We start from the raw sequence: 13991 nt of genomic DNA, 5'->3' as shown, positions 1-13991 counted from the left end.
GCCTTGCTCCTACAGGTTTGGTGAACTGTGGGAGCAAAGCTTGCTCGCGATGCTTTTACTTCTTGGCGACGATGACCGCGCGCATTGGCGCCGGCAAACCTTCAATGGTCTTGCTGTGATCTTCAGGGTCGAGGAAATCGCTCAGTGACTGATACTTCATCCACTCGGTCCCGCGTTGTTCTTCAATCGTGGTCACGCTCACATCCACGCAGCGCACATCACTGAAGCCTGCACGGCGCAGCCAAAGCATCAGCGCCGGCACCGACGGCAGGAACCAGACGTTGCGCATCTGTGCATAACGGTCTTCCGGCACCAGCACTTGTTGCTCGTTGCCTTCGATCACCAGCGTTTCCAGCACCAGTTCACCACCCTTGACCAGGCAATCCTTCAGCGCCAGCAAATGCTCGATCGGCGAGCGGCGGTGGTAGAACACGCCCATGGAAAACACTGTGTCGAAACCTTCCAGATTCGCTGGCAGGTCCTCGAAGGGAAACGGCAGGTGCCAGGCCGCAGGCTCGGACAGGTAACGTTGCACGGCCTGGAACTGGCAGAAGAACAGCCAGTTCGGGTCGACGCCAATCACGCTGTCGGCGCCGGCACCGAGCATGCGCCACATGTAGTAGCCGTTACCGCAGCCGACATCGAGGATGCGTTTGCCTTTGAGGTCCAAGTGCGGGGCAACCCGCGACCACTTCCAGTCCGAGCGCCATTCGGTGTCGACGTGCACACCGAACAGGTCGAATGGGCCTTTGCGCCATGGCGACAAGCCCATCAGCGCGGTGCGCATTTGCGCGCGGGTCTCAAAGTCGCAATCGGTGTCCAGGGTCAAGCCATTCAGCAGATCGACTTCGCTCGGCTGGATCTTTGGCAGGGCGTCCAGCGCGCTTTGCCAGCGCTCCAGATCGCCGTGACCTTTTTCCATTTTTACGTCGAGTTGCGCTTGCAGGGTGTTGGCCCAGTCGGCCAGCGGCGTACCGGCCAGACGGCGGGCGAGGGGAGACAGATCAATCATGGCAAGGCAATCAACGAGGCAAAGTTAAGACACTGGAACCACGGCACGACTTTCGAGAACCCGGCGGCCAGCAGGCGTTCGCGGTGTTCTTCGAGGCTGTCGGGCTTCATGACGTTTTCGATGGCGCTGCGCTTCTGGGCGATTTCCAGTTCGCTGTAGCCGTTGGCGCGTTTGAAGGCGATGTGCAGGTCGGTGAGCAGCGCGTGTTCTTCGGCGTCTTCGAAGCGCAGCTTCTCCGAGAGAATCAGCGCACCACCCGGCAGCAGCGACTGGCGGATGCGGCTCAGCAGTGCAGTGCGCTCGTCCCGGGCGATGAATTGCAGGGTGAAGTTCAGCGCCACCACCGAGGCCGGTTTGAACTCCAGCGCGAGAATGTCGCCCTCGATTACTTCAACCGGCAGCAACTCCTGGAACATCGAGTCCTGGCCGTTAAGGTATTCGCGGCAGCGCTCGACCATCGCCGCCGAGTTATCCACAGCGATAACGCGGCAACCGTCGGTGCGCACGTGACGGCGCAGGGCCTGGGTCACCGCGCCCAGCGACGAACCGAGGTCGTAAAGCACGCTGTTGGGTTGGGCGAATTGCGCCGCGAGCACGCCGAGGTTTTCGACAATGGTCGGGTAACCCGGCACCGAGCGCTTGATCATGTCCGGGAACACCCGCACCACGTCCTCGTTAAAGGCGAAGTCGGGCACCTGGGCCAAGGGCTGGGCGAATAGGCGATCGGATTCTTTGCTCACGGCGGTTCCAGCGGCGGATGTGGAAAAGGCCGGCATTTTAGCCAAGTTAGCGCGCGGATGCGCGGGTTGTCTGATAAACCGCGTTCGCGAAGTACGCGGCCCCTGTAGCAGCTGCCGAAGGCTGCGTTCGAGGGCGGAGCCCTCGCAATACAGGCGACATCAATACACCTGAAGCAGCGTGGTGTGAGGATTACGACTGCTTCGCAGCCGAACGCAGGCTTCGCCAGCTGCTACGGGTAGTGGTGTTTTCGGTTTTGTTGGAAGAGCGCCGACGCCGCAATCCCCCATTGCCCCAGCCAATAGCTGAGGATGATCACATAGGGTGCGGCTTCAAACGGCAGCACAAAGCGACTGATGCCGATCACGCTGTCGGAGAACACAAACGTCAGCGCGCCACCGGCCGCCAACAGCGCCGAGCGTTTGGGTACATCGCTGCCCAAACGGGCCAGGGCACGCCAGAGCATGACGCTGATGGCCACACCGTAAACGATCACCGGAATCAGCAACGGCCCCAGGCCATGGCTGATCAGTATCCCCAGCAGCAGCGCGCCAACCCCAAGTGCCAGAATCAACGGCAACAGCGCCAAGCGTCGGCAATCACTCAAATACGCCTTCAAATACGCCAAGTGCGCGACCAGAAACGCGCCCAGACCAAACACGAACAAGTCCCCCGGCCACGCCAGCAGCACATCGCCGAGCAGGGAAAATATCAAACCAAGGCTGATCCAGCGCCGATAGTCGCTGGGCGGAGCGTCGTGCAACCAGCCGAGCAGCGCCAACACCGGCAACGGTTTGACCAATAGACACAGCAACTCGGCGTGAACGCTCACCCCGTAGAGAAAGGTCACCGCGCCTATCAGCGCCAGAATCAGCCAGCCCATGATCAGTTAACCGAAATCGCGCAGTCGAAGGTTTGCGCAGGTGTGGCTTCGGGTTCCCACGGCTGTTGATAGGTCAGACGCAAGCGCCCGTTACCGGCAGAGAAGGCTTGAAAGCGCCAGGTCGATTGCCCGCCACTGCCCACCAGCCCGGTGTTCTCCGGGTTGGTGTAAACCTCAGGGCTGATCGCCCGCAACACACCGCCAGCCGAATCCTGGACCGCCCAGCGATAACCCGTAGTCGGGTTGCTCGGCAGGGTCAGGATCAGGTGTTGCCCGTTGTTCAGCTGCACCGGGCATTCGCTTTGTTTTTCCACCGTCACGTTCTGTTTCGGTTGAGTGGCGCAGGCGGCCAGCAGGGCGAGACTCAGGGGGACAAACAGGCGGGTGGGGGACATAAGGTCAGCGGCTCCGGCATTCACGACGAACGGCGAGCATAACCGAAGATGAGACAAAGTGTGACTGAGTGATGTGGCGAAAGCCGTGTGTCTTCACTCAGTGCCCAATGGGAGCCCTGCAAGATCTAAACAGCCTTGCAGGGTGGGGAGTGACGTGTTCGGTGGAGGCGTCAGGTTTTCGTTGCCTATTGTTTTATTGTCAGGTTTACAAGGTGAAAGAAAATGTGCCATTTGATGTGAGATTATTGTTGTTTCTGTCTTTGAATGTTGCCTCTAAAGATCCATCGTATTTAAGTGTTGTAGTCTTCACAAATAGATTCAAAATACCTTTGAATGCGATGTATGAATAATTGTTGTGAGCGCTGGGTTGTGTGGGGTCAAATTCTGAGTAGGTTATTTCAATCAAAGGATCATTACTCTCTTTGCTGATTGTATAAATACCTGTTTCGATATTTTTGGATAGGTAGAAGTCGAACACTTGACGTAGGGGTGTCCCACTTTGACCCGCGGTGAAAACCACAAGGATATTTTTAGAGCCGGCGCTGGAGTAAATATCTTCGGCCTCAAAGTCGTTCCTGTTTTCAACTGTAGACTTCATGAAGTCAGTGTTGGAAAGTTCACGGAAATTCGTTTTGTCTTGAAGGATTTTGTTGACGTGGTTTCTACGTTCCTGGCTGTTCATGCTGGTAATCCCTTGTAGGTGTGCGGATTGATTTTTAATTTAGATGAGACAACGTGTGGCAGGCGAGACCAGGATCAAAAGATCGCAGCCTGCGGCGCCTCCTACGCAAATTTGTAGGAGCTGCCGAAGGCTGCGATCTTTTCAGGCGTGCGCCGATTCAAGTGGACAGGTCAAATCAACACCTTCGCCACATCCGTAAAGCGCTACTTAACCTCTACGATCAAGTCATCACTCCACCGCGAAGTGTGTTCTCCAGATGTTTGCCTGCATTTGAGTGCATAGGGGCCGGGCATCAGAGACCACCCAGGGTTTACCCCCCCACCATCCCCCTCCATCGGGGGTAGTGTTGGTGTGGTAAGTGAGGATAGGGGGGACTATTTTCGCCAGCTCAATTTCAATCTTGGTGGCCAGGGGAAATCCTGTCCCTGTGATCCGTTGCTCGTGCGCAGGCAGCGAACCGCCATTGAGGGGCAGCGTAATTTTCGGTCGTGAGAGCAGTTTCTTGAAGTTTACCGTTGGGCTTGGTCCTGACTCAGTTGGAAAATACTGTGTTGCATAAACCCAAGCATTATCGTTAGGAGTCTCGAACTCTTGGCCTGTAGGGGTAACTTGCCAAAAACCATTCTGGTCCACGTAGGCGGCTGGTGACGGAATGATACCGAGGTTCGTTTTTATGTAAATTCTTGCAGTGGGTATGCCGGTCCCTTTCAGCACCAGCGTTTCGACCTCGCCTCCTTCTTCTGGATTCGAGATGCCGGGAGCGGCAGGGGCTAATGCAATAATTTCTTCTTCCATGATTGCTCACTCTTGAATGTGGGGTGAGTAACAGTTTTATCAGGTCAGAAGGTGAGCGCCACCTGTTAGAAATAACAGTTCAGACAGACGGCGCTTACGATGTTTCAGCCTCAATGCAGTCGGGTGCGAGGTCAGAACAACACCTTCGCCACATCCGCAAAACGCTTGGCGAAGTGCACGGTAATCCCTTCCTTCAGATAGTCCGGCAACTCCTCGAAACTGCCACGGTTCGGTTCCGGCAAGATCAGTTCGAAGATCTTCTGGCGCCGCGCCGCAATGACTTTCTCGCGCACGCCGCCAATCGGCAGCACGTGCCCGGTCAGTGTCAGTTCGCCGGTCATGGCCACACCTTTTTTCGGCGGCTGGTTGCGTGCCAGCGAGAGCAGGGCGCTGGCCATGGTCACGCCGGCGCTTGGGCCGTCTTTCGGTGTTGCACCTTCGGGTACGTGGAGGTGGATGAAGGCTTCGTCGAAGAACTTCGCGTCGCCACCGAATTGCTTGAGGTGCGAGCTGACGTAGCTGTAAGCAATCTCGGCGGATTCCTTCATCACATCACCCAGTTGCCCGGTGAGTTTGAAGCCGCGGTTGAGGGTGTGAATGCGCGTGGCTTCGATCGGCAAGGTCGCGCCGCCCATGCTGGTCCAGGCCAGGCCGGTGATGACCCCGGTGCCGGACAACACTTGTTCGTTGCGGAACACCGGCATGCCGAGTGAGGCTTCGAGGTCTTTGGGGCCGAGCTTGATTACAGCTTTCGGTTCGTCGATCAGTTTCACCACTGCCTTGCGCACCAGTTTGCCCAGTTGTTTTTCCAACTGACGCACCCCGGCTTCGCGGGCGTAACCGTCGATCAAGGCTTTCAGCGCGCTGTCGCTGATGGACAGACTGGTTTTCGACACTCCGGCTTTCTCAAGCTGTTTTGGCCACAGATGACGCTTGGCGATGGCGACTTTTTCTTCGGTGATGTAACCCGACAGGCGAATCACCTCCATCCGGTCGAGCAATGGGCCGGGGATCGAGTCCAGGGTGTTGGCGGTGCAGATGAACAGCACTTTCGACAGGTCCAGACGCAGGTCGAGGTAATGGTCGAGGAATTCGACGTTCTGTTCCGGGTCCAGGGTTTCCAGCAGCGCCGAGGCCGGGTCGCCCTGATAGCTTTGGCCCATCTTGTCGATTTCGTCGAGCATGATCACCGGGTTCATCACTTCAACGTCTTTCAACGCCTGAACCAGTTTGCCCGGCAGCGCGCCGATGTAGGTACGGCGGTGGCCCTTGATCTCGGCTTCGTCGCGCATGCCGCCGACGCTGAAGCGATAGAACGGCCGCCCCAGCGACTCGGCGATGGATTTGCCGACACTGGTTTTGCCCACGCCCGGTGGGCCGACCAGCAATACGATAGAACCAGCGATCTCACCTTTATAAGCACCAACGGCAAGGAACTCGAGGATCCGGTCCTTGATGTCGTCGAGCCCGGCGTGGTGTTTGTCGAGGACTTTGCGCGCGTGTTTGAGGTCGAGTTTGTCTTCGCCGTAAACGCCCCACGGCACCGCAGTCGCCCACTCCAGGTAGTTGCGGGTGACCGCGTATTCCGGCGAGCCGGTTTCGAGGATCGACAGCTTGTTCATTTCCTCTTCGATGCGTTTCTGCGCCTGTGGCGGCAGGACCTTGCCCACCAGCCGCTGCTCAAACTGCTCGACATCGGCGCTGCGGTCGTCCTTGGTCAGGCCCAGTTCTTGCTGGATGACCTTGAGCTGTTCCTTGAGGAAAAACTCGCGCTGGTGTTCGCCGATCTTGCGGTTCACTTCGGCGGAGATTTCTTTCTGTAAGCGCGCGACTTCGACTTCCTTGCGCAGCATCGGCAAGACTTTTTCCATGCGCTTGAGCATTGGCACGCAGTCGAGCACTTCTTGCAGCTCGCTACCGGTGGCGGAGGTCAGTGCCGCGGCGAAGTCGGTCAGCGGCGACGGGTCGTTGGGGCTGAAGCGGTTGAGGTAGTTCTTCAGCTCTTCGCTGTACAGCGGGTTGAGCGGCAGCAGTTCCTTGATCGCGTTGATCAGCGCCATGCCGTAGGCCTTGACCTCATCGGTCGGTTCGCTCGGCTGGTGCGGGTATTCGACTTCCACCAGGTACGGTGGGCGATGGTGCTTGAGCCAGGTGCGAATGCGCACGCGGGTCAGGCCCTGGGCTACGAATTGCAGTTTGCCGTTTTCGCGGCTGGCGTGATGGACCTTCACCAGGGTGCCGTAAAGCGGCAGGGCGGAAGTGTCGAAGTGCCGTGGGTCTTCCTGTGGGGTGTCCATGAAGAACAGCGCCAGCGAGTGATGCTCGGACTTGGCCACCAGGTCGAGGGTTTCGGCCCAGGGTTCTTCATTGACGATCACTGGCAGTACTTGTGCCGGGAAGAATGGACGATTGTGAATCGGGATGATGTAGACCTTGTCCGGCAGGTTCTGGCCGGGCAGGGCCAGGCCTTTACCTTCGGAGGTGGGGTGTTCGGCGTTTTCGGGGTCGGCGTAGTCGCTCGGGTTTTCCGGGAATTCTTGCTGGTCGCTCATGGGGCACCTGCGCAATGGGGTATGTAAGTTAGATGGGGCAGGTGGAGGGTGGTTTCAATGGGGGACGGTTGTTAGCGGGTGTTTCGTGAGGTGTATCTTCGTTCAACCGTAGGAGCTGCCGAAGGCTGCGATCTTTTGATCTTGGCGGCCTGACAGCCGACCAATCTCTTGCGGATGCACATAGATCTACTGTGGGAGCGGGCTTGCTCGCGAAGGCGGCCTGACAGCCGACCAATCTCTTGCAGGTGTACATATCCATTGCTGCGGTAATGGCCACTTAGGGTTTCGCCCTGACGGCGACTCACTTTTTTTACAAACGCCTAAAAAAAGTAAGCAAAAAAACGCTCGCCCCAAGCGTACGGCACCTCGCCTAGGCTCGGCGTTCCCTCGCTTCGGTGTCCATCAGGGGGCATCGCCTACGGTCTGCTGCGCGACGACCTCCTCTCGATGTGTCCGGCTGCGCCGTACGGCGCTGCGCGCCAACCCCCTGATGAACACCTGCGCTCGGCCTGCCGAAGGGGCGGGTGGATCAAGATCAACAGCAACAGCAACAGCAACAGCACGGCGGCCTACCGGCCGGCCTGAGTGGTTGGGGCGTGTACGGCTTTAGATGCTGATCATTTGTAGATGTACATCGATCAAAACTAATGTGGGAGCGGGCTTGCTCGCGAAGGCGGACTGACAGTCAACCGAGATGTTGAATGTGATGAACTCTTCGCGAGCAAGCCCGCTCCCACAGTGCGGTGTTACTGCTGTTCTGGTTGATCGAAACTATCCAGCGCTCGGTTCACCAACAGTTCCCCCAACGAGATCATCTGCTGAATCGCCAGCGCCACATGCCGGCGGGTGCCTTCAAGCTCGAATGCCAGGTCGCTGGCCAGCACATTGACCGAGGCGAGTGTTTCCGAGGCGTGGGCCAGCAGGGTTTCGTTATCCAGATCGGGGATCACCGCGAAGATGTTGGAAGGACGTTTGTCGGGCAGGTTGCCCTTGTCGAACGGCGGTTTGAGGTAGTGATCCAGCGCGCGTTCGGCGGCGTCGTGGAGTTTTTTGGAGTCGTTGGATTCGTACGGGGAAGTGCTTGGGGTTTCAGGGGGATTTGGAGTGACTTTGTGCATGATGAAGCTCCCAGAGTAGTGGAGCTGCCACCGTCCGCGGTCAAACGAATTGGGGTGGCAACTGTACGCGGGTTGACCGACCGGGACTCTAGGAACCCGGCATACCCGAAGGTATCCCGCGCACAGCCGCCATAACATGAAATGACAGACATAAAAAAAGCGTCTGCTCATGAACAGTGGACGCTGTGCGCCTAGAGTGTACACGGACGGTCAAACCCGGTCGCTGAATTGGCAGCGACCACCAAAGACTAGTCATGCGGCTTCCCACCGACAACCTGAAAACCATGTCAGAAGCTTCTCTGAGTCCTACGTTTAGGGGGAAGGGCAAATGATCACAGCCTGCGGTAGCTTTTACAGAGCGGGACTACCAACGCGATCCACTTTTCTCTTTCTGCTGACTCATCGGAACGCACAATCACCTGTTCCATCGATGGAGCTATAGTAAATTTTCCCAATAAAATCATTGTGGAATGAGTTATACGTACTGCGGTATCCCATGTCGCTGAGTCCTGATGCCGTTGTAGCCCAAATTGCTGCCTCTGTTATTTGATCTGTAGATGACAAGTTGGTTGGCTTGAAACGCGTTGAATATTCAATGTATGTCCGTCGATCAACACACGATAGGCCTGCAAGCGCCGCATCGACTGCCAGTGCAGTAGTTATATGGTCGGGATGATTTTCGGGGTTTTCCTTTTCATCTTTATTTGGGTAATTTGCAACTACCTTGGCGGAGCCTCTTCCTTCAGTTGTAATGATGGATTCAATGGTTTTTACCAAGTCATTCCAGGTAGAGTACGTGGCGGTGTCATTTATTGCTGTGATGGTTTTGATTTCACCAAGATAGAAGGGTCTAAGTTTTCCATCCGGCAGTCGTAAGAAATAAGAAATTGTTTTTTCGTAGCTATATTTATAAAGGGATTTACCATTGATCGTGATGGTTTCCCCTTTTCCTTCCCCTCTGGGTTTGTCATCATTTGCCATAAAACGTACTGCCCGATTCGCACCTTCTTCTCGGGCGAGATAATAAGGATGGTCTTGGGCTCCATGACCAATACCTGTGCCAAATCCTTCATCCCCGGCAGTGATGTAAATGAAAACCGTGTTATTACCGGGTTTGTTTACGTCAGCGTGAGCATGAGCACCCATAAATAATTGCCAGTCATCCTGATGCGCCACGATGTAAAAAGTGGTTGATGCGGCAAAAGAGTGAGTGGACAAAGCCAGAAGTGTACAAGCGATGGCTAACGTGTTGATTAGTTTCATGATGCGCCTCTCTAAGACCACAAGGTTGTTCGGTTAACCGCTTGTTCAGCGATGCGTACTTTCCGAGGTATATCGGTAACCGGGACATGTGCCATTGAGCACTTGAAGCGATAGGGCTGGCTACTGTCACAAATAACAGTTCTAAACTAAAAACAGTGCCGTTCGTCGAGTTTGTTGACAACGTATTCGGCATGCTGTGAGCCATAAAAAAGGCGACTACCTCGCGGTAGTCGCCTTTTCCTTAACTGCCGTTAACGCTTATTCCGACAGTTTGTAAGCGATCACGTAATCGCCCATTTTGGTACCCAGCGAACCATGACCGCCAACAACCAGCAGGACGTACTGTTTGCCGTCCTTGCCGGTGTAGGTCATCGGCGTGGCTTGGCCGCCGGCCGGCAGGCGCGACTTCCAGAGTTCCTTGCCGCTGTTGACGTCATAGGCACGCAGGTATTGGTCCAGGGTGCCGCTGAGGAAGCCGACGCCACCGGCGGTGACGATCGAGCCGCCCATGCTTGGCACGCCGATGGGCAGGCCGATAGGCAGCGGCGAGCTGTCACGGCTGGTGCCGTTCTTGTGTTTCCAGACCACTTTGTTGGTGGTCAGGTCGATGCCGGCCACATAGCCCCAGGCCGGTGCCTGGCACGGTACGCCGAACGGCGACATGAACGGGTGCATGGTCACCGCGTACGGTGCGCCAGTGTTGGGCTGTACGCCAGAGGTCTCGCTCTCGCGCTTGCTGCCGGCAGCCACTTCAGACTGGGGGATCATCTTCGAGACGAACGCCATGTAGTTCGGGCTGGTGAACAGCATCTGGCGAACCGGGTCGACCGACACGCTGCCCCAGTTGAACACGCCGACGTTACCCGGATAGATCAGGCTGCCCTGCAACGACGGCGGGGTGTACTGGCCTTCGTAACGCAGTTCCTTGAACTGAATGCGGCAGAGCATCTGGTCGAACGGGCTGGCGCCCCACATGGCTTTCTCGGTCAGGTCCGGGCCGAGCAGGTTGAGGTCCGAACGCGCCTGAGTCGGGGCGGTACGGTCGCCCGGAACCGCGCCTTGCGGGACCGGGATCTCGCGAATCGGCACGATTGGTGTGCCATCGCGACGGTCGAGTACATACAGGCTGCCCTGTTTGGTCGGGGCGATCAGCGCCGGCTTGATGCCGTCGGCGGTTTTCAGGTCGAGCAGGGTCGGCTGGCTGCCGACGTCCATGTCCCACAGGTCGTGGTGGGTGAACTGGTAGTTCCAGCGCACCTTGCCGGTGGCCAGGTCCAGAGCCACCAGGCCAGCGCTGAATTTTTCCGCGCCCGGCGTGCGGTCGGCACCCCACTGGTCAGGCATCTGGTTGCCCAGCGGCAGGTAAACCATGCCGAGTTTCTCGTCGACGCTGGCCAGCGACCACATGTTCGGTGAGTTGCGGGTGTAAATCTGGCCCGGCGCCAAAGGCTCGGTCGCCTCCGGGTTGCCGCTGTCCCAGTTCCACACCAGGTGACCGTCGCGAATGTCGAAGGCGCGGATCACGCCTGAAGGCTCGTTGGTCGACTCGTTGTCGGTGACGTGACCGCCCATGATCACCAGATCACGGCTGATCGCCGCCGGCGAGGTGGCGTAGTAGCCACCGGGGGTGAACGGGCCGATACCTTGGGTCAGGTCAACCACGCCGTGATCGCCGAAGCCTTCGCAGACCTTGCCGGTGTCGGCGTTCAGTGCGATCAGGCGAGCATCGGCGGTGGGCAGGTAGAGACGACGCGGGCAGGCTTGGGCAACGGCTTTGCCAGCCTCGGAGATGACGGCGGCCGAAGCGTTGTCAGCCTTGGCGTAGTCGTTCTCGTCGTAGTAAGAGACGCCACGGCAGGTCATGTGGGCGAAGCCCTTGAAGCCCACCGGGCTCTTGATCTGCGGATCGAAGCGCCAGAGCTCCTTGCCGGTGTCCGGGTCCAGCGCCAGCACCTTGCTGTGGGCGGTGCAGGCATAGAGCATGCCGTTGACCTTCAGCGGGGTGTTCTCGTTGGTCAGCTCCACCGGGTCATCGGCGGTCGGCAGGTCGCCGGTGCGGATACGCCAGGCTTCCTGCAGTTTGCCGACGTTGGCCGGGGTGATCTGCTTCAGCGGCGAGTAGCGGTCGCCGAATTCGGTGCGGCCATAGGCCTGCCACTCGCCTTCGGGCATGGCTGGCGCGGTGCTGGTCATGTCGGCAGTGTCACGGCCCAACTCGCCGATGATCTCACCGGGGTGGGTGAACTGGCTGGCGATGGCGGTAGCGCCGGCCAGCACCACGGCCACGCTCAGCGCAGCGGTGCCCAGCGGCGCGGCGCCATCGCGCAGCAACGGACGGCGGAACCACGGCAACAACAGAACCACACCAAGGGCGAACCACAGCGACAGACGCGGCACCAGTTGCCACCAGTCGAGGCCGACTTCCCACAGCGACCACAGCGTACTGGCGAACAGCACCAGTGCGTACAGGCCCAGCGCCGTACGGCGGGCGGCCAGCAGCAGAATTCCGGTCAGCGCCAAGCCGATACCGGCCAGCAGGTAATACAGCGAGCCGCCGAGCAGGCTCAGCTTGATCCCCCCGGCCAGCAAGGCCAGGCCCATTAGCAGAAGCACGATACCGAGCAGGCTCGGTAACAGACGGCTTCGACTCAAAGCACCATCAGTGCTCATAGTGTGGTTCTCCGTGACGTTTCAAGTAGTCCCGCGAGCGCGGGCAGGATTCAGTAAAAAGGGTTCAGTAGATGCAATCCCTGTGGGAGCGGGCTTGCTCGCGAAGGGGCCGTCAGCTTCGACATCAATGTTGACTGACCCGCCGCTTTCGCGAGCAAGCCCGCTCCCACAGGGTTTTGTAGCGTTAGTTAGAACGACGACTGGATTTTGATCCCGCCGATCAGCGCGTCATCGACCTGGTCCACGCCGCCCGGATGGCGGATGTATTGCAGGTTCGGGCGCACGGTCAGCCAGTTGGTCAGGTGCACGCCGTAATAGAGTTCGGCGCTGTATTCGGTGTCTTGCGGCGGCAAATAGGTCGGGTCGTTGTAGTCGAAGACCGCATGCGCCTGATTAATCGCCTCGGCGTTCTTGCGGTAGGCCGGGTTGACGTGGACGCGGGCCATGGCGAAGCCGATGTCGTCCTTGCTGCGGGCATCGAACAGGCCTTTGTAGACGACGCCGGCCTGGACGTAGTTGTCGATGGCGTTGGTCTTCTTGTCGTGCATCGTGCCGTTGGCGAACACACTCAGGCCCCGCGAGTTATCGCTGGCGCGGCTGGTCAGTTGTTGCTGCACGCCCAGCCAGACGCCGTGCTTGCTCGATGCGCTGCGATAAGCCTCGCCACTCAGGGCCGCCGGCTGACCGTTGCTGTCCTTGTAGACGTCGGTGGACTTGGCGCTGCTGTAGTAGTAACCGGCGCGGTATTCGCCCGGCAGGCCGTTGAACTTCGGTGTCCACACCAGTTCCACCGGCAAAACCGCGCCTTGGGTACCGCTGCCGCTGAGCTTGAAGCCGTTGTCGCGATCCAGGTTCGACGGGTTCTGTTCATAGGCGCCGACTTGCGCGTAGAGCTCGGGCGTCAGGTGATATTTGACCCGCAGCGCCCATTGGCTGACCGGCCAGTTGTACCAGATGCTGCCTGCCCAGTTGCCAACCTGAGAGCCGCAGAACGCCAGGTTCTGGAAGTCGCAGGGGAAGCTGTTGAAGTCTTCGCCTTCACCAAAGCGGCCGGCCTTGATGTCGAGCTTCTGATCGAAGAATTTCTGCTGATACCACATCTGCGTCAGTCGGGTGGTCTGGCCACGGCCCCAGACTTCCTGAGCCGACGTGAAACCGCCGACGCGCGGATCGTTGATCCGGTCGTTGCTGATGTTGTTGCCGTTGCGTTCGGTGATGGTCAGCTGAAATTCAGCGTCGTGCCAGCCGAGGATCTTTTGCAGGTCCAGGTGCGTACCGAGGCCGAACTGGTCGCTGTAGCGCGCCGTGCGATCGTGGTCGTAGCCGCCGTGCAGGTTGCTGCCCATTTCGCCGGTGTAGTCGAGCTTGAAGTCGTAGCCTTTTTCCGCGAGTTCTGTCCGTGTGCCGTTCCAGTCGCCGAGCATCCACGGTGAGTCGCTATCGAATGCGGGGGCAGCCTGAACGCAGGTGGCAAGGCCCAGGGCGCTGAGTCCACTGATCAGGGTTGTGGCTTTTCGGGCGGCAATAGTGGGGCGGACAGCGCTGTCTCGCAAAGTCTGAATGTCGAGCATAGAGAAGGAATTCTAGGTCTTTTATGGGGGAGAGGGCTGAACGCTGCGAGGGCGAATCGGGCAGGTGAAGCGATTCAGCTTTAAGGGGCGCAAGGATAATGATCTGTTACAAAGAGAGAAAGCGCTTTTCCTGACATGGATCCTTTCGGATTTGGTAACAGTACGCAGTCGCCCCTTGAAAAGATCGCAGCCTGCGGCAGCTCCTGCATGAGAAGGTGTACACCCGTAGATACCGTCTTGAGCCTCACCGGGCAAGCGCAAGTTTCGGGTCAAAGGGTTGACCCGACTTGAGCACGCCGTAAACGAAGTGCA

The 13991-nt window shown here is 58.2% G+C and carries 11 protein-coding genes; all 11 read right to left on the bottom strand.

The window, feature by feature from the left end:
• Positions 1-55: 55 nt before the first annotated feature.
• A complete protein-coding gene (gene cmoB, locus ACIPIN_RS26410) occupies positions 56-1012 on the bottom strand; it encodes a tRNA 5-methoxyuridine(34)/uridine 5-oxyacetic acid(34) synthase CmoB (RefSeq protein ID WP_401123967.1) in 957 nt (318 codons plus the stop codon).
• The gene (cmoA, locus tag ACIPIN_RS26405) at positions 1009-1788 is read right to left on the bottom strand and encodes a carboxy-S-adenosyl-L-methionine synthase CmoA (protein ID WP_401123992.1); all 780 of its coding nucleotides are present in this window, start codon (positions 1786-1788) and stop codon (positions 1009-1011) included. Before cmoA ends, cmoB begins: the two co-directional genes overlap by 4 nt.
• Before the next feature lie 194 nt (positions 1789-1982).
• Positions 1983-2633: a lysoplasmalogenase gene (locus ACIPIN_RS26400; RefSeq protein ID WP_401123966.1), complete on the bottom strand. Its 651-nt coding sequence runs from the start codon at positions 2631-2633 to the stop codon at positions 1983-1985.
• 2 nt (positions 2634-2635) lie between these two features.
• The gene (locus ACIPIN_RS26395; RefSeq protein WP_401123963.1) at positions 2636-3028 is read right to left on the bottom strand and encodes a protease inhibitor I42 family protein; all 393 of its coding nucleotides are present in this window, start codon (positions 3026-3028) and stop codon (positions 2636-2638) included.
• Positions 3029-3233: 205 nt separating this feature from the next.
• Positions 3234-3710, bottom strand: a complete 477-nt coding sequence (locus ACIPIN_RS26390; RefSeq protein WP_401123961.1) for a hypothetical protein — start codon at positions 3708-3710, stop codon at positions 3234-3236.
• Between the two features lie 228 nt (positions 3711-3938).
• Positions 3939-4505, bottom strand: coding sequence for a hypothetical protein (locus ACIPIN_RS26385; RefSeq protein WP_401123960.1), 567 nt, complete (start codon positions 4503-4505; stop codon positions 3939-3941).
• Positions 4506-4636: 131 nt separating this feature from the next.
• Positions 4637-7057 carry an endopeptidase La gene (gene lon, locus ACIPIN_RS26380; protein ID WP_401123958.1) on the bottom strand — a complete coding sequence of 807 codons (2421 nt, stop codon included), beginning with the start codon at positions 7055-7057 and terminating at the stop codon, positions 4637-4639.
• A gap of 746 nt (positions 7058-7803) precedes the next feature.
• A complete protein-coding gene (locus ACIPIN_RS26375; RefSeq protein WP_401123956.1) occupies positions 7804-8175 on the bottom strand; it encodes a DUF6124 family protein in 372 nt (123 codons plus the stop codon).
• Positions 8176-8574: 399 nt separating this feature from the next.
• Positions 8575-9438 carry a PIG-L family deacetylase gene (locus tag ACIPIN_RS26370; protein ID WP_401123954.1) on the bottom strand — a complete coding sequence of 288 codons (864 nt, stop codon included), beginning with the start codon at positions 9436-9438 and terminating at the stop codon, positions 8575-8577.
• 258 nt (positions 9439-9696) lie between these two features.
• Entirely contained in the window at positions 9697-12108 is a 2412-nt protein-coding gene (locus ACIPIN_RS26365; protein WP_401123952.1) for a glucose/quinate/shikimate family membrane-bound PQQ-dependent dehydrogenase, read from the bottom strand.
• A 188-nt stretch (positions 12109-12296) separates the two neighbouring features.
• Positions 12297-13679: a carbohydrate porin gene (locus ACIPIN_RS26360; protein WP_401123949.1), complete on the bottom strand. Its 1383-nt coding sequence runs from the start codon at positions 13677-13679 to the stop codon at positions 12297-12299.
• Between the last annotated feature and the right edge of the window lie 312 nt (positions 13680-13991).

It is taken from the genome of Pseudomonas sp. NPDC087697, from assembly GCF_044743155.1.
Taxonomy (GTDB): Bacteria; Pseudomonadota; Gammaproteobacteria; order Pseudomonadales; family Pseudomonadaceae; genus Aquipseudomonas.
The sequence above is the reverse complement of the archived record's forward strand: the minus strand, read 5'-3'. Positions and strand labels throughout refer to the sequence as shown.

Excerpts from the sequence above, each read along its gene's own strand:
- ACIPIN_RS26395 (WP_401123963.1), bottom strand. The coding sequence starts at position 3,028 with ATGTCCCCCACCCGCCTGTTTGTCCCCCTGAGTCTCGCCCTGCTGGCC.
- ACIPIN_RS26375 (WP_401123956.1), bottom strand. The coding sequence starts at position 8,175 with ATGCACAAAGTCACTCCAAATCCCCCTGAAACCCCAAGCACTTCCCCG.
- ACIPIN_RS26400 (WP_401123966.1), bottom strand. The coding sequence starts at position 2,633 with ATGGGCTGGCTGATTCTGGCGCTGATAGGCGCGGTGACCTTTCTCTAC.
- ACIPIN_RS26370 (WP_401123954.1), bottom strand. The coding sequence starts at position 9,438 with ATGAAACTAATCAACACGTTAGCCATCGCTTGTACACTTCTGGCTTTG.
- ACIPIN_RS26390 (WP_401123961.1), bottom strand. The coding sequence starts at position 3,710 with ATGAACAGCCAGGAACGTAGAAACCACGTCAACAAAATCCTTCAAGAC.
- lon (WP_401123958.1), bottom strand. The coding sequence starts at position 7,057 with ATGAGCGACCAGCAAGAATTCCCGGAAAACCCGAGCGACTACGCCGAC.
- ACIPIN_RS26365 (WP_401123952.1), bottom strand. The coding sequence starts at position 12,108 with ATGAGCACTGATGGTGCTTTGAGTCGAAGCCGTCTGTTACCGAGCCTG.
- ACIPIN_RS26360 (WP_401123949.1), bottom strand. The coding sequence starts at position 13,679 with ATGCTCGACATTCAGACTTTGCGAGACAGCGCTGTCCGCCCCACTATT.
- ACIPIN_RS26385 (WP_401123960.1), bottom strand. The coding sequence starts at position 4,505 with ATGGAAGAAGAAATTATTGCATTAGCCCCTGCCGCTCCCGGCATCTCG.
- cmoA (WP_401123992.1), bottom strand. The coding sequence starts at position 1,788 with ATGCCGGCCTTTTCCACATCCGCCGCTGGAACCGCCGTGAGCAAAGAA.
- cmoB (WP_401123967.1), bottom strand. The coding sequence starts at position 1,012 with ATGATTGATCTGTCTCCCCTCGCCCGCCGTCTGGCCGGTACGCCGCTG.